Below are 14,555 nucleotides of genomic sequence, written 5' to 3'. Positions count from 1 at the left end.
AGGTGTATTATTCTCCTAATAGGCAAATATATGTTTTTTATTTAAATTATTCATGAGGTGTTCCTTATTTTCGATAAAAATACATACCTTTACATTAAAACAATAAAATTAAATGAGAGTCCTATTTGTCTATAAAGAGAAAAATGGGGATAATTTATTTGTTCCCGTGATTCGAACGAGGCTTTCTGTTCATGGAATAGAGGCTATCAGCTCAGTTGATGAGTTTTGGAATCCATCCCGGTCTTATGATATCATCCACATTCATTGGCCTGAGGAAGTGGTGGGATGGAATGTGAATGACGTGGATATCGATAAGCGGCTGGAGACCCGGCTGAGATATTTTAAGGAGAAAGGCTCTCGGGTTTATTATACGTGCCACAACTTATCCCCTCATTATGGAAGTCCTTTGCATCAAGCTTGCTATAGAGTGGTAGAGAGAATGGCCGATTGCATGGTACACCTCGGTAACTATAGTCTAGGCAAGATGGCCGGTCTATATCCTGATTGTAGGCATGTCCTAATTCCTCATCCGATTTATCTGGGCGCTTATGACGATACTCTGACGAGAGAGGCGGCAAGAGAATATTGGGGCATTGACCGGAGGACTTTTGTGGTTACGGCGTTTGGCAAATTCCGGAGGAGAGATGAGGTCTGGATGACGTTGAAAGCTTTTTTCTCTTTGCCTCGAAGGAAGAAGCTCTTGCTGGCCCCAAGAATGCTTCCGGGGAGTTATCCGAAGCCTTTATTGTCCGTAATACGTTGTTTATTACATCTTTTAGGGGTACGAACGGAGAATAATGAGCGGATTATATCAGATGAGGATTTACCGTATTATTTTGCGGTGTCTGATGTTGTCTTTATACAGCGTTGCGTTATCCTTAATTCCGGAGTAGTTCCGATGGCTTTCTTGTTCGGGCGGGGTGTCGTTGGCCCTGATAGCGGGAATGTGGGTGAATTACTGAGGGTGACAGCGAACTTGGTCTTTTCCCCCTCGGATCAAGGGTCTGTCAATTCAATGCTTCGCTCTGCCATGAACATGGATTTGGACGATTTAGGAGCTAAGAACCGGAGGTATGCCGACAAGTATCTCCATCCCGATAAGATAGCCGGTCTTTATGCGAAATGTTATCATTTTGAGGAATCGCATTGATCCCTTTTATCGGGTTCGTTTCCATTGCTGTCCGCATGGGTCATAATGTTTGACAACTTTAGCAGGATTGCCTACGGCCACAGAGTAATCTGGTATATCTTTTGTGACGACACTGCCCGCACCGATCACGCAGTGCTTGCCGATATGTACGCCTGAGGTAATGACCGTGTTCGCTCCTATCCAAGACTCATCTTCTATGATCACAGGGGAGGTAGTTATGCCTTGTTTTACGATTGGTTTAGAAATATCATGGTATGTATGGTTGAGCCCGGATATAGTGATGTTCTGAGCCAAGATAACTTGATTCCCAATAAAAACGGGACCGATGATCGTATTATGTATGCCTATGCGTGAATGATCACCGATGTGTACGTGGCCTACCCCGTTGTCTATCGTGACGTAATGCTCAATTATACTTTCCTGTCCAAGTATGAATGAGTTAATGGGACTGACATTCATTATAGCAGATCTTCTGATCTTGCTCCGTTTTCCATAGGTTAACATAAATGGATTGACAAACCATTTAACCCATAATCTAGGGCAAGAGCCTCTTTGATTCATTATTAAGTAATGAACCGTTCTCTTTAATCTGTCATTTTTCTTTATCTTTTGTTTAAGATCGCTGATATTCATTTCTTTAAGGATTGAATGACTTCCATATAAACTTGCAATAGTTTCCTAGCCGTATGATTCCATGAGAATAATCGGGATCTTTGTAATCCATATTTTATTTGTTCATCATGGAATGCTTGATCTTCTTCTAGCCGCAGCAATAAGGAAGCTACTTCTTCTTCGTTGAAAGGATCTGCCAATAATCCTCCCTTTCCGGCGATCTCAGGCATGGCCGAGGTATTCCCCGTTATCACGGGTGTACCGCATGCCATAGCTTCTAGCATGGGGATACCGAAGCTTTCCCTTAGGGAGGTGTATAGGAAGACGAAGGCCCCATTGTACAAGTATGCCAAATCCTTGTTGGAGATGTAACCTGGGTAAGACAGGTAAGGCTTGATTTCCTCTATATGCTGCTCTCTCAATATCATATCCAGCTTGTCTTCGCGTAAGTCCGCTATTAATAGAGGACGCTTTCTTGATGAGCGCTTGAGATACAGACTGTATGCCTTCAAGGTGCGGGGTACATTTTTCTTAGGGTCCGTATTTCCTAGGAAGAAAAGGTAATCGTCCGAATGAATGTATTTATGGGTGATGGCGGATATGCCTGATAGGGGATGAAAATGCTGGCTGTATCCATTGTAGATCGCCATGATTTGTTCTTTGGGCAGACATAAGGCCTCTCGAATCCGATCACGTTCAAAATGAGATACGGTAATGATTCTCTTACACTTAGGGAGTATACGGGGAACTACTAAACGTCGGTAGTGCCAACCCATGTTTTGGTACCATGATGTATTATCTCCCTGCTTGGGCTCAAGGAAGATGATGTCGTGCAAGGTCAATACCAATGGGACGGGGCAATGAATCGGAGCCGTGTTACTCGTACAATGCAATAGGTCTGGCCTTATCTTGGCTACAGCCCGTGGCAACGCCACCTGCTCCCAAAGGGGGTAGGTGGGGCATTTTACCTCCACGATGTGCGTATTGCTTGTTTCTTCTAGGCAATGATCTTCTCCCGGACTTACGAATATGAAATATTCATTTTCCTTGTCGATTTTCTGTAGCTCTCGAATGCTCTCGAGCGCTACAAAATCCATCCCGTGCTTATTCGTACGGAAAATTCGCTGGGCTTCAATGGCTATCTTCATGATTTGGAGAATGTTTGGTGTGAGAGAATGTATGCTTTTTCCCTATTCGGAACGTGTTTAGGAACATGAGGAAGAATAGGATGGGAACACTGGCGATCGCCTTCCTGAATTTTTGGTCCACTAAATAGTCTGGAACCGCTACGCTAAAAGTGATGCCTAGCCATATCAAGAGGAACCACCATTTAATGGAGATTATGATATCAAGTGGACTTAGGATGGCGGCAATTAACGTGATAAACCCTAGCAATAAGACACGAGGGGGCATCATCCATTGAAATAATTTATCGCAATAGTCCCAATTTCCTTTTATTAGTGCTCCCGGTATCTGGAGAATCCCTGAGAGTAAGTTGTGGAATTGTGTGGCAAGCCAGCGCTGTCTTTGATTATAGAAGTCTTTCTTGCCTCTTACTTTCTCGTCGTATGTATAGACATCTTCAAGATATTCGATATATATATTTTGGAGTAACAGTTTTCGCTCCATGTACTTATCTTCCCCGATATCGTTGCAACCTTGTATGATATTCTTGAAAAGACCGTATTCGAAAGCCATACCCGAGCCACTTAAGGCGGACGAGAAACCTAGGCGGGTATGTCCTTTCCTGAAAATAGAGTTGTTGATCTCCTCGCTAACGGCGTCGAGCACCGCTATGCTGCTATCTCTGTTCTTGGCTACCCTATGCGTCTGTATGGCTGAACAACCTGCATAAATAGCATCGTTTATTTTCTCTATATAATTGTTTTTTACGATATTATCGGCGTCAAGGATAATCACGTTGTCATATTTTGTTTTTCCTTCTTCAATGTAACGGATGGCTGCCTTGAGGGCCTCTATTTTGGTACTTTGTGGGTTCTCCATTTTTATAATCTTTACGGATAATGACTTTAGCCTATCGAGGGTTTCCTGACGCATTTGGTTGGCTATCACGATAATATCATATAATTCTCTTGGATAGTCTTGCTGAAGGAAACTTTTGACGGAGTCTATAATTACCTCATCCTCCCCATAGGCCGGAAATAAGGCCGCAAAACGGTATTTTTTCATAGTCGTAGGGTATTTATAAGTCGATTTCCTTTTAGAGTAAACGGCGAATACGAATAAATACAGTACGCATACCATAAAACATAGGAATACGATGGCGTCTATCAATTGAAATAGATACTCCTCCTTGTCTATCCAATTTTCTCCTATTTGAAAGAATTGCTCAATCATGGTGTTTTATATTTGAATCAGTTGATTTTTTTTCTTGTATTTCTTGATCTAGATAGGGTCCTACCATTATAAAAGTAAGTCCCGTAAAGGAAATTACCATTGTCGGGAATTGTCCCCAGAAAGAGTTCCCGTATGCATTGATAAACATTCCGAATATGCCACAAAGTAACCCTGTCAGTAGCCCTTTCAGCTCCGGATCTCTGAGCCGCATGGCTATGATCCATCCTCCCCATCCAATGGATAGAAAGATCATGCTTAGGTAAAGTGTCAAGCCAACCGCTCCTGTCTCCACCCAGATTTTGACATACCATGAATCTGTTGGAATGGAGGTGGTAAAGCGTTTTGATATTCTCTCTCCAGCCCTGTCACCTGATAATCCCAGCCCTTCTCCAAAAGGCTTGTATTTCATGTAGGATGCCAATTTCTTTTGATTTTCTTTTCGAACATTGAATGAGGCGTCTTCTGTCGGGGTGAATGCGGTACGCATCCTTCGGATGGTAGCGTTGCTATTTCCTATAGTAGTAAGGGCAAAAAAAACATAAGTAAGCAATAATAAGGTCGAGCTTGTGATAATGGTTTTGGTTTGTTTACTGACGAATGTATAAAGTGCCAATCCTGCTAATGGAACGATCATGGCCCCTCTTGTACCGGAAAGGAACATCGCGTAAATGGCTAGGATAGCTATGCTTAAATAATATATTCTACATAAATAGGAGCGCATGTGGAATGCTGCGATCCCAAAGAACATAGTGGCGGCTCCCATATTCGCCCCCATATTGCTAGCGTCGGTGAAAAAAGAGAAATAGCGGACTCCGGACCATATGATATGAGTCGTAGCTCCCCCTTCATTAAGCCATTTGGTCTCGAAACTGTCAAATCCAATATATTTTTGCATGAAGGTTTTAGTTATAGCTAAAAGGGTGAATAGGGATAAACAAAATATCAAGGATTTTAAAAAAGAGTAACGAGTGCATAATAACGATGTAATAATAACAATGATAAACCCATTGAATATCAGTCCTCTTGATAATATCCAAGCCTCAAGTACTCCGGAGGGGTTAGCGATTTCAAAGATACAATATCCCATCCATATACAGCACATGACGCTTAAGGGGTGAATTGCTCTTTTCCATTCGATGTTCTGATAAAGGGCCGCATGAATGGATAGTAATACTAAGGCTGTTACGTATAGGATATCCATGATTACGCTAACGCCTTCTATTGGAATATATCGGGTAATACCCAATATGAAATAGTTGATCGTAAAAATGACAAATAGTATGAACCAAGGATATTTCAATAATAGGATACAGGTTATACATAACAAAGGCAAAGCTATTATCATCCCGAAAAGAGGGATGTTATTCAATAGTAAAGCTCCTCCTATTCCTACTAGTCCTATGACAAGGATTAATAGGGTCATATTGAAAGAAGAATCCTCTTTTATCTCTCTTGAAGTATCCATGAGCTTCGCTATTTTATGGCCGAATTGGTTGCGGTTAACCCCATATACATCATACGGTTCGTGAAAGAGCGCATGGAGGTCTGAGGGGGCAATTGCCCGGTGAAATCTTCTACGGCTTCTCGTGAGGCGTTATTCAAGTATAAATACAAAGATGTATTTTTAGTTATCTCACGCAAATAACTAACAAATTCCTTATCGCTATTTTTCCATACTCTGCGTACATTAGCTATTAGAATATTAACTTGACTTGAGCTTAGCAAATGTGGAGGCACACTGTTTCCTTGAATGGAAGGATATTCGATTAATACAATGTCTGGTTGACTTTCGGCTTTAATATACTCTTCTATATTTTCTGTGGTGAATAGTGACGATTCAATGTTTATCTCTTCTCCGATCCTTATATATCGTACTTGGAAACCTAGCTCTTCCCAACGTTCTTGAAAATATTTGGCAACGAATGTCTTCCCTTCTCTTTCTTCTATACTTAATATATTTATGTATAGAGTCTTATTTTTTTGCAAATAAGGAGCCAACCGATTGCAAGCGTATGCGGCTGATATTCGGTTACAGGTCTTTACAAATCCCCTGTATTTCAATTGGGAGTTGCGTCCGTTGAAGGCTCCTAATATATTCATTCCTGTGAGGCGTTTAGTCCGTTCTGCATCCCGGAGGGTACGGTCTAGTAATTCAATGACCAAATTTAGGGCTATAATGAAAATTAAACTACCGATAAAAGCGGCTATGACTAAAAACATGCGCTTACCTTTGTCACTAAACAATGGATAAGCGGCCTCTGAGATAGTTGTTAAGTTTGATGAGGTTAATTGTAAGTTCACCTGTTTCATCTTAGCCATATTTAAGGCATGGAGAACTTGTAGATAAGACTGTTCAGTGACATTGATCTCTCGTTCTTGCTGGTTGATCTTAGTCCCAATGGGAGAATAATTCTTATACTGCTCCTCGAAATCGTGCTTTCTTTTGTTTAAAATCTCTAAGTCTGCCTTGGATTTCACTTGTATCAAGGTCTGTGACAACCATTCTTGTACTAATCCGTCAATAGCGACTCCTTCTTTACTTTCTTTATAGCTATTAATTTTATCTGTCAGTAATGCTATTCTCTTCTCGACATCTTTCAGTTGATCTTGATATCGTGTTAATTCTGTATCCTTGTTTAATGCGTTTTCAGAGGTGAAAGTCTCTATCTCGGTGATTTTACCACTGATGCGGGAAACATCTTCCAATGCGTTGATAAACTCTTCATTCGTTTTGACAAGTTTAGTACGAACTTCCATATATTTCTCTAACTCGTTGATGATTTTGGTTGAGCTCTCGTAACTTCGTTGTGTTTCTTCGTAACGGTTCTCAAAATCAGCAAAAGAGTTTGCGATAGATTTTGTTTGTTCTGTATAATTTATGACGCTGTTTTGTACGTTATAATTTGTAAGATCATTTTCTTGTTGATTGAGTTTTGTCCTTAATTTATTCAATTCCTGCTCATAATATTTTACGATATCATTTGCTGTTTTATATTTTAAATTATCGTAAGAATATTTCATTTCTTCGCTGACTAACTTAACCGTATTCCATGTGATTCCGGGATCTGAGCTAGTGTAGGCTATCTCTATCAAATCGCTATTACCTTGGCGTCTAATAATTATGCTGGATAAAGCTGCGTAGCTATAGAATGCAGCTCCTCCGTTGAGCAATTCATGCAAATAATTGCGGCTATCACTGTTTTTATATTCTTTAAATCTGTTTATAGTGTTATCGAGAGAAGCCGTGTCTATTAAATTTATTATTTCTTCAGGTATAGATGCTGTTAATTTCTTGTAATTGTCAGCTGTTATATAGAGATTATCTATTTCAGGATTTCCTTGTGTTAGGTTTAATGCTAATAATTTTAGTGATACGTTTTCTAGGGTTCCTCTTGATTTTGTTAAATTAACCAAGTTATCATATGTGTTGTTTACTGCCTGCCAATCAGGTTTTGTCTCTTCATCTAAACCCGTGTTGGAGGTAATACCTGTGTAGATCGAAGTTGTCACGGTGTATTTTTTCTCCATGAATTGACTGAAATAGGCAACCAATGCTGTTACAATAAGCGTTCCAAATATCAGTTGGTGACGAATTCTATATAAAAAACGGGATATGTATAGTGTAATATCCATAAATTATCGATTTATGATTTTTACATTTGTAAGCATCTCTAATAGGGTTACCGCATTGTGTAAGGTAGCTCTACCCTCTTGATAAGAGATTACGGCTCCAGAACGACGTCCTCTTTCCATGGCCAAAGTCGTAATGTCAATTTTACCGTTGATGAAGTCTTGTTCCGATATTTTCATTTGGGCGTTGTAAAGGGCAGCAGCGTCTGATTTAGCTTTCAAAGTAGCTAAAGCTTGCAATACGTTATTATAAGCTTCCAATATTTTTAATTTCCGTTCTTCTATTGAGATCTCATATTCATAATCTAATTGCCGGAAACGAGCTTTCCGAGCTCGTACCTTTTGGCCACGGCTAAATAGGTCACCAAATGGGATAGACACCGATATGCCTGCGCTATAAGTATGTTGATTACTACCCAGACTTGTGAGATATTCAGGATATTCTACGGTTTCATGAGAGGATAGCTGCACTAATCGTCCATATTGGTACTGTCCGTATACCCTGAAATAATCTAGCCATTCTCTTTTGGTCACTTTCATTTCAGCATTAGCTTCATCTTTCTTAGCTTCGTAAATCTTGATCGAAGGGTGATCATATACTGATTCTAAAAAAACAGATAAAGGTGGTAATTGGATACGTTCATAATCATCTAGCATCGCTTGAATAGAGTCTGAGCCAGATGTTACTTCCACGGTTGTAGCTTTATCGAAATAGGTTTTCTTTTTCTGAGCTATAGCCGAAAGGATACTGAATATGAATAGGATGATAAATAAGTTCTTCATACGATTTATTAATGGATCTATACGTCCTCTTTCTGTACGAACGCCGTAAAGGTCTTAATGATGATCTTCATGTCCAGCCAGAAAGAAAATGTATGAGCGTATTTAATATCTAATTGTTTACGTTCCTCGGCGGACATACTACCAGAATTGCCACGTTTCTCTACTTGCCAGAGGCCTGTAAGGCCGGCAGGAGCCATGAAGCGTTGTATGTATTCGTCACTGGTCAGTAGCTCAGCCTCGTATATGGGAAGAGGGCGGTTACCAACTATTGACATGTCTCCTTTTAATATATTGAATAGCTGGGGGAGTTCGTCAATGCTGTATTTCCGGATAATATGGCCGATCTTTGTTATACGGGGATCATTCTCTAATTTGATGAAAGCGTTGGAACGTTCGTGACGTTTTACTTTTAAATAGTCGTTTTCAGGAGTAGCGTCATTATCAGAATATAAAATGATATTTTGTTTATTCTCTTTAAAAAAAGAGGTCGCATTCTGTGAATTCACAGAAGTTGCTGAAGAGGCTGTAGCCTCTTCAGCAATAGATTCCGTATACTGATTAAGCTTTTTATACTCTGTTATGCGCTTGTCCGCATCCATATACATAGAGCGGAACTTATAAAAATCGAAAACCTTATAGTTGCTGCCTACTCGTTTCGACTTGTAGAAAGCGGGGCCTTTGTCCTCCAGCTTGATCCAAATCACCGTGATGATAAAGATAGGGGAGAGGCAGAGGAGCGCCATGGATGAGAAAATGATGTCGAAGACCCTTTTCCATAAAGGCAGCTTGAAAATGGCGAGATCAGGCTCTTTTATTTGAGGCTTACGCGCTTTTTCCATTCTCTTGCATTTCTCGGCGATACCCAGTAGCTTCACTAAATCTTCCTTAGAGGTAGACTCGGAGATGACACAGTCCGTTCCGGCTTGCAAATAGGATATTTTCTCCTCCCGGGTCATTTCCGGGGCGATTAATACGATATAGATATTTTGAAACGTCTTATGCAAATGCATGATCGCAGGAATGTTTAACGTAGGATCTGTTTTCTCGATGAATACACAATAATCCATTTCCTCGGCAGGAAGAAGCGTGTTTTTCATCTGCAGAAGCGTTATACATTCTATGACCCCGGTGCCTAATGCCTTACGTAAACGTTCGGCCAACGGCACGTTATTACCGAAAAAGACATAATTCATTATCTTAATATTCGTTTTACCCTTACCCTTAATTCCTCTGGATTGAAAGGCTTCAAGATAAAGTCTTCCGCCCCTTCCTCAAACAAACGTATTCTATTTGAGCTGCTCTCTACGCTCGATAGGATCAAGACCGGTATATGGCTGAACATATCGTTCGCTTTTAAATAAACCAAGAATTCCTCTCCGGACATTTCTGGCATATTCAAGTCAGAGATGATCAAATCCGGTAAATTGCCTTCTTGAAGCCAAGCGATCGCTTTCAAAGGATTTTCTTTATAGGATACCTTGTAAGTACTTGATAAATAAAGCATGATTATCTTTGCGATTTCTTGCTTGTCATCCACTAAAAGAACAGATTTCTCCATAGAGTCGTATAATATTGTCGTCTTTTGTTTTATCTATTATGCAAATTTAGGATATTAAATTGAAAAAATCTATGTTTTTCAATTGTTTTTTTGAAAAAACAGTTCGGACTTTGAAAATAGGGGAAACTGCGATTTTTTGATTAAGTTTGTACGCACATAAATGAGATGAGTATTCGAAGATGCGTTGGAGGAAATATATAGATTTTGATGTTATTCATTTATTGGTTGGCGCTATTGTCGGGGTGGGTTTGTCCTCTTGCCAGCCGGAGATGCCGGTGATCTCTACGATAACCGTGGAGGCGGATGGCCTGACGGTTCCCGTGAACCCGGATCTGTATGGTTTGACCATTGAGGAGATCAACCACGGGATCGATGGGGGGCTGTATGCCGAGCTGATCCAGAACCGGAGCTTCGAGGATGGCGTGCCACCCTTGAACTGCCCTTACGACGCCGCCCGGAACGTCTTGATTACCCCGAATGGCTGGACGATCCCTTTCATGCGGGGAGATTCCGTACCGGGATGGAGGCGGATCGTCCCTAATACACAGATATACCCGGATATGAAGGAGCTGGTGAATGATAAGAACCGGCGGTCGTTGCTCGTGGCCGTATCGACTTCCGGGGAGTCGGGGCGCGGAGGCGTTATAGCCGAGGGATACCGGGGGATACCGATCCGGAAAGGGGAACGATACGATCTCTCGTTTTTCGCCAAGGGGGCGAATATGGTGCCCCGTACCATCCGGGTGGCCTTGGAGGACTCGATGGCTAATACGGTCTTGAGCGATGTGTTTCAGGTAGCGCCGCCGTACGAGTGGAGACGATACAGGCATACGTTTACGGCTACAGAGGACGCGCCGAACGCTGTCTTGACGATCACGGCCGATACCTCCGCCGTGTTTTGGCTGGATGTGGTATCGCTCTTCCCGGAGGATACGTGGAAGGGACGGAAGAACGGGCTGAGACCGGACTTGGCGGCGCTGGTCGATTCCTTGGCCCCTCGTTTTATCCGTTTCCCCGGAGGCAGTTTCGTGGAGGGGTATACGGCGGGTACGTACCCTATCTGGAGGGAGACGCTGGGCGATATCTCGGAGCGTAAGCATTTCTGGAACGTATGGGCCTATGGTACGACGAACGGCATGGGCTACCACGAGTACTTGCAAATGTGCGAGGATATGGGGGCGGAGCCTATCTACGTTATTAATAGCGGGATCACGAGCCAAAGCCGCCGGCCCCGCTACGAGGATATCACGGCGATGGATAAGCTCACGGGAGATGCCTTGGACGCTATCGCCTACGCGAACGCCCCGGCGGATTCCCTGCCGGGCGCCCTGCGTGCGAGGAACGGGCATCCGGAACCTTTCAACTTGAAGTATGTCGAGATCGGCAGCGAGAACTATGGTGGGGAGTATTTCAGGCGCTTTGAGCTTTTCCGCAAGGCGATCAAGGAGGCTTATCCGGAGATTACCGTTATCAGCAGTTCGCCCCTCACGAAGCGAGGCCGTAGCGAGTGGGTGGATTCCCATTATTACGCCGGGGAGCATTTCTTCCTCTCGAACGCCAGCAGGTTTAATAGCGACCGGTATTCCCGGCGTTCGCCGGCGGTGTTTATCGGGGAGTTTGGGACGACGGAGCGACCCTTGGCCGGTACGCTCCGGGCGGCGGTGGCCGAGGCCTGTTTCTTGGTCGGCGCGGAGGAGAACCCGGATATGGTACGCCGCTTGGCGTATGCCCCGGTATTGGGCAACGCCGGGTTCGAGAACCAGCGCCATCCGTTGATCTCTTTCAACACCCATCAGGCGGTGGTCTCTCCTTCCTACCATTTATTAAAGATGTTTACCCGCCATCGGGGGGATGAGGTGCTGAAGACGATCGTGGATACCTACGAGAAACCACAGGTACGTACGGGCCGGGCGGGCGTAGAGATGTTTGATAATAGCTATGAGTTCAAGGACGTGCGGATCGACGGCGTGCCCGTATCGGATATATCCGTGATGAGCGGGGGATGGAAGGTCCCGGAGGCTGGTACGTTGGTGCCGGAGGCCAACCGGTGGAACCATGTATTGTTCGGCGACTCTACGAGCTACGCCTATGAATATACGGCTACCGTCCGGCGTACGAAAGGTAGCGGGCAGATACAGCTTCGCCTCCGCGACAACGGGCGGACGGGCGAGCAGGCGGATTATATCGCCTTTACGATCGGGGCGGGAACGAGCGAGCTGTACCATCAGGTAGGTGGCGTGAAGGATAGCTTGGTCTCTCCCGTGCGCTTCCCTTTTGAGAGTAACCGGTGGTATACGGTTCGCATGACGTGCGAGTACGAGCGCGTCCGTTGCTATGTGGACGGCGTATTGCTGCATGAGGTGGATATGCGTCCGATCCCGTCGTTGGTATCCGTCGCTACCCTCGACAAGGAGAACCGGGTGATTTACTTGAAGGTCGTGAATACGACCCGCCACGAGGAGAAGACCTCTTTGCGTATCGAGGGAGTGAATATCCGTAACGAGGCGGAGCTGATCCAATTGAGAGGGGAGCCGGAGGCTCGTAATACGTTTGAGAACCCGGGGGCCGTAACGCCTGTCACCGAGCCTATCGTATTCCCGATGAGCGGCCCGTTTATCTATAATTTCCCGCCTAATTCAGTGACGATCTTGAAATTATACATGGAGTAGGTCAGATAGGGCAGGAGGGCCGGTACACTTTATCTGTATTTATCCTAACTTCGCGGCGACTTTAACAAAAAAATGTGTTATGGAACCAATGCATAAGATAAACAAGGTAGAGCTCCGGAGCTTGCAGCTTGAGGACTATACGCAGTTGTCGCAATCTTTCAAGAGGGTATACGCCGACAAGGATGTTTTCTGGACCCGCAAGCAGATCGAGACGTTGATACGGATATTTCCCGAGGGACAGGTCGTGACGCTGGTGGATGACCGGATCGTAGGATGCGCCCTCTCCATCATCGTGGATTATGACATGGTGAAAGGGGATCATACCTACGCCAAGGTAACGGGCAACGAGACGTTCAGCACGCATAACCCGAACGGGAATATATTATATGGTATAGAGGTGTTCATCCATCCGGACTACCGGGGCCTCCGGCTGGCCCGCCGTATGTACGAGTACCGGAAGGAGCTGTGCGAGAAGTTGAACTTGAAGGCGATCATGTTCGGCGGACGTATCCCGAACTATTATAAATACGCCGATCATATGCGTCCGAAGGAATACATCGAGAAGGTGCGCTCACGTCAGATCTACGACCCGGTGCTCACCTTCCAGCTCTCCAACGATTTCCACGTGCGGAAAGTGATGATGAACTACTTGCCGAACGACGAGGAGTCGAAGCATTGCGCTACCCTGCTGCAATGGGATAATATCTATTACCAGCCGCCTACGACGGATTACGTGGATAAGAAGACAACCGTGCGTGTCGGTCTGGTACAATGGCAGATGCGGCCTTATAAGACACTGGACGACGTGTTCGAGCAGGTGGAGTTCTTCGTCGACGCCGTGTCCGATTACAAGAGCGACTTCGTCCTTTTCCCCGAGTATTTCAACGCTCCGCTGATGGCCAAGTTCAACCATCTAGGCGAGGCGCAGAGCATCCGTGGGCTGGCACAGTACACCGAGGAGATCCGTGAGCGATTCGTGAACCTCGCCATCAGTTACAATATCAATATCATCACCGGTAGCATGCCTTTGCTGAAGGAGGACGGGGCGCTGTATAACGTGGGATACCTGATCCGTCGTGACGGCTCCTACGAGATGTACGAGAAGGTACATGTCACCCCGGACGAGCAGAAGAGCTGGGGACTCTCGGGCGGGAAGATGGTGAAGACGTTTGATACGGATTGCGCCCGGATCGGCGTGCTGATCTGTTATGACGTGGAATTCCCGGAGCTTGCCCGTATCATGGCCGACCAAGGGATGCAGATCCTCTTCGTGCCTTTCCTTACGGATACGCAGAACGGTTACTCTCGGGTTCGTGTGTGTGCCCAAGCCCGGGCGATCGAGAACGAGTGCTTCGTGGTGATAGCGGGCAGCGTGGGCAACCTGCCTCGTGTGCATAATATGGATATACAGTACGCCCAGTCGGGTGTGTTCACGCCTTGCGATTTCGCTTTCCCTACCGATGGCAAGCGTGCGGAGGCAACCCCGAATACGGAGATGATCCTTGTATCGGACGTGGACCTTGATTTGCTCAACGAGTTGCATACGTATGGTAGCGTGCGTAACCTTCGGGACCGTCGCCACGACTTGTATGAGTTGAGGGTAAAAAAACAGTAGTGTTTGCGGTTGAACACAATAGTATTCATGGTTGAACCCAGTAGTGTTCGCTATTAAACACAATTATATTTGCCGGAAGAATGCAGTAGGGGCGGGATCTGTCCGCCCTCCCGTGCCGTGTATGCGTGGGAGGGCGGACGAATCCCGCCCCTGCGGTTTATATCGGGGGGAGGATCGCTC

The 14,555-nt window shown here is 44.7% G+C and carries 11 protein-coding genes; 3 read left to right on the top strand and 8 right to left on the bottom strand.

Annotation, left to right across the window (positions count from 1 at the left end):
• The first annotated feature begins 112 nt into the window (after window positions 1-112).
• Entirely contained in the window at window positions 113-1,150 is a 1,038-nt protein-coding gene (locus tag CI960_RS10585; protein WP_005856561.1) for a hypothetical protein, read from the top strand.
• A 6-nt stretch (window positions 1,151-1,156) separates the two neighbouring features.
• On the opposite strand, the gene CI960_RS10580 is transcribed toward CI960_RS10585, so the two are convergent.
• The 8 genes from CI960_RS10580 to CI960_RS10545 are packed head-to-tail and all read right to left on the bottom strand — an operon-like array spanning window position 1,157 to window position 10,091.
• On the bottom strand, window positions 1,157-1,783 hold the full coding sequence (locus CI960_RS10580; protein WP_005856563.1) for a DapH/DapD/GlmU-related protein: 627 nt from the start codon (window positions 1,781-1,783) through the stop codon (window positions 1,157-1,159).
• A complete protein-coding gene (locus CI960_RS10575; protein WP_036628704.1) occupies window positions 1,780-2,910 on the bottom strand; it encodes a glycosyltransferase family 1 protein in 1,131 nt (376 codons plus the stop codon). Before CI960_RS10575 ends, CI960_RS10580 begins: the two co-directional genes overlap by 4 nt.
• Window positions 2,894-4,120: a glycosyltransferase family 2 protein gene (locus CI960_RS10570; RefSeq protein ID WP_005856568.1), complete on the bottom strand. Its 1,227-nt coding sequence runs from the start codon at window positions 4,118-4,120 to the stop codon at window positions 2,894-2,896. The genes CI960_RS10575 and CI960_RS10570 overlap by 17 nt, the downstream gene beginning before the upstream one ends.
• Window positions 4,113-5,585: an O-antigen ligase gene (locus CI960_RS23925; RefSeq protein WP_005856569.1), complete on the bottom strand. Its 1,473-nt coding sequence runs from the start codon at window positions 5,583-5,585 to the stop codon at window positions 4,113-4,115. The genes CI960_RS10570 and CI960_RS23925 overlap by 8 nt, the downstream gene beginning before the upstream one ends.
• 8 nt (window positions 5,586-5,593) lie before the next feature.
• A complete protein-coding gene (locus CI960_RS10560) occupies window positions 5,594-7,753 on the bottom strand; it encodes a hypothetical protein (RefSeq protein WP_005856571.1) in 2,160 nt (719 codons plus the stop codon).
• Window positions 7,754-7,756: 3 nt separating this feature from the next.
• The gene (locus tag CI960_RS10555) at window positions 7,757-8,533 is read right to left on the bottom strand and encodes a TolC family protein (RefSeq protein ID WP_005856573.1); all 777 of its coding nucleotides are present in this window, start codon (window positions 8,531-8,533) and stop codon (window positions 7,757-7,759) included.
• 17 nt (window positions 8,534-8,550) lie between these two features.
• Window positions 8,551-9,726: a sugar transferase gene (locus CI960_RS23815; protein ID WP_005856575.1), complete on the bottom strand. Its 1,176-nt coding sequence runs from the start codon at window positions 9,724-9,726 to the stop codon at window positions 8,551-8,553.
• Complete coding sequence (locus CI960_RS10545; protein WP_005856577.1) at window positions 9,726-10,091, bottom strand: PleD family two-component system response regulator; 366 nt, start codon at window positions 10,089-10,091, stop codon at window positions 9,726-9,728. Before CI960_RS10545 ends, CI960_RS23815 begins: the two co-directional genes overlap by 1 nt.
• Before the next feature lie 179 nt (window positions 10,092-10,270).
• Between CI960_RS10545 and CI960_RS10540 the strand changes: the two genes are divergently transcribed.
• Together CI960_RS10540 and CI960_RS10535 are read left to right on the top strand one after the other, a co-directional pair.
• Window positions 10,271-12,760, top strand: a complete 2,490-nt coding sequence (locus tag CI960_RS10540; protein ID WP_005856579.1) for an alpha-L-arabinofuranosidase C-terminal domain-containing protein — start codon at window positions 10,271-10,273, stop codon at window positions 12,758-12,760.
• A 79-nt stretch (window positions 12,761-12,839) separates the two neighbouring features.
• Window positions 12,840-14,375, top strand: coding sequence for a carbon-nitrogen hydrolase family protein (locus CI960_RS10535; protein ID WP_005856581.1), 1,536 nt, complete (start codon window positions 12,840-12,842; stop codon window positions 14,373-14,375).
• Window positions 14,376-14,555: the final 180 nt, after the last annotated feature.

The sequence above is a fragment of the Parabacteroides sp. CT06 genome, assembly GCF_002257605.1.
GTDB lineage: Bacteria > Bacteroidota > Bacteroidia > Bacteroidales > Tannerellaceae > Parabacteroides > Parabacteroides distasonis.
This window is presented reverse-complemented; position numbering and strand designations above follow the sequence as displayed.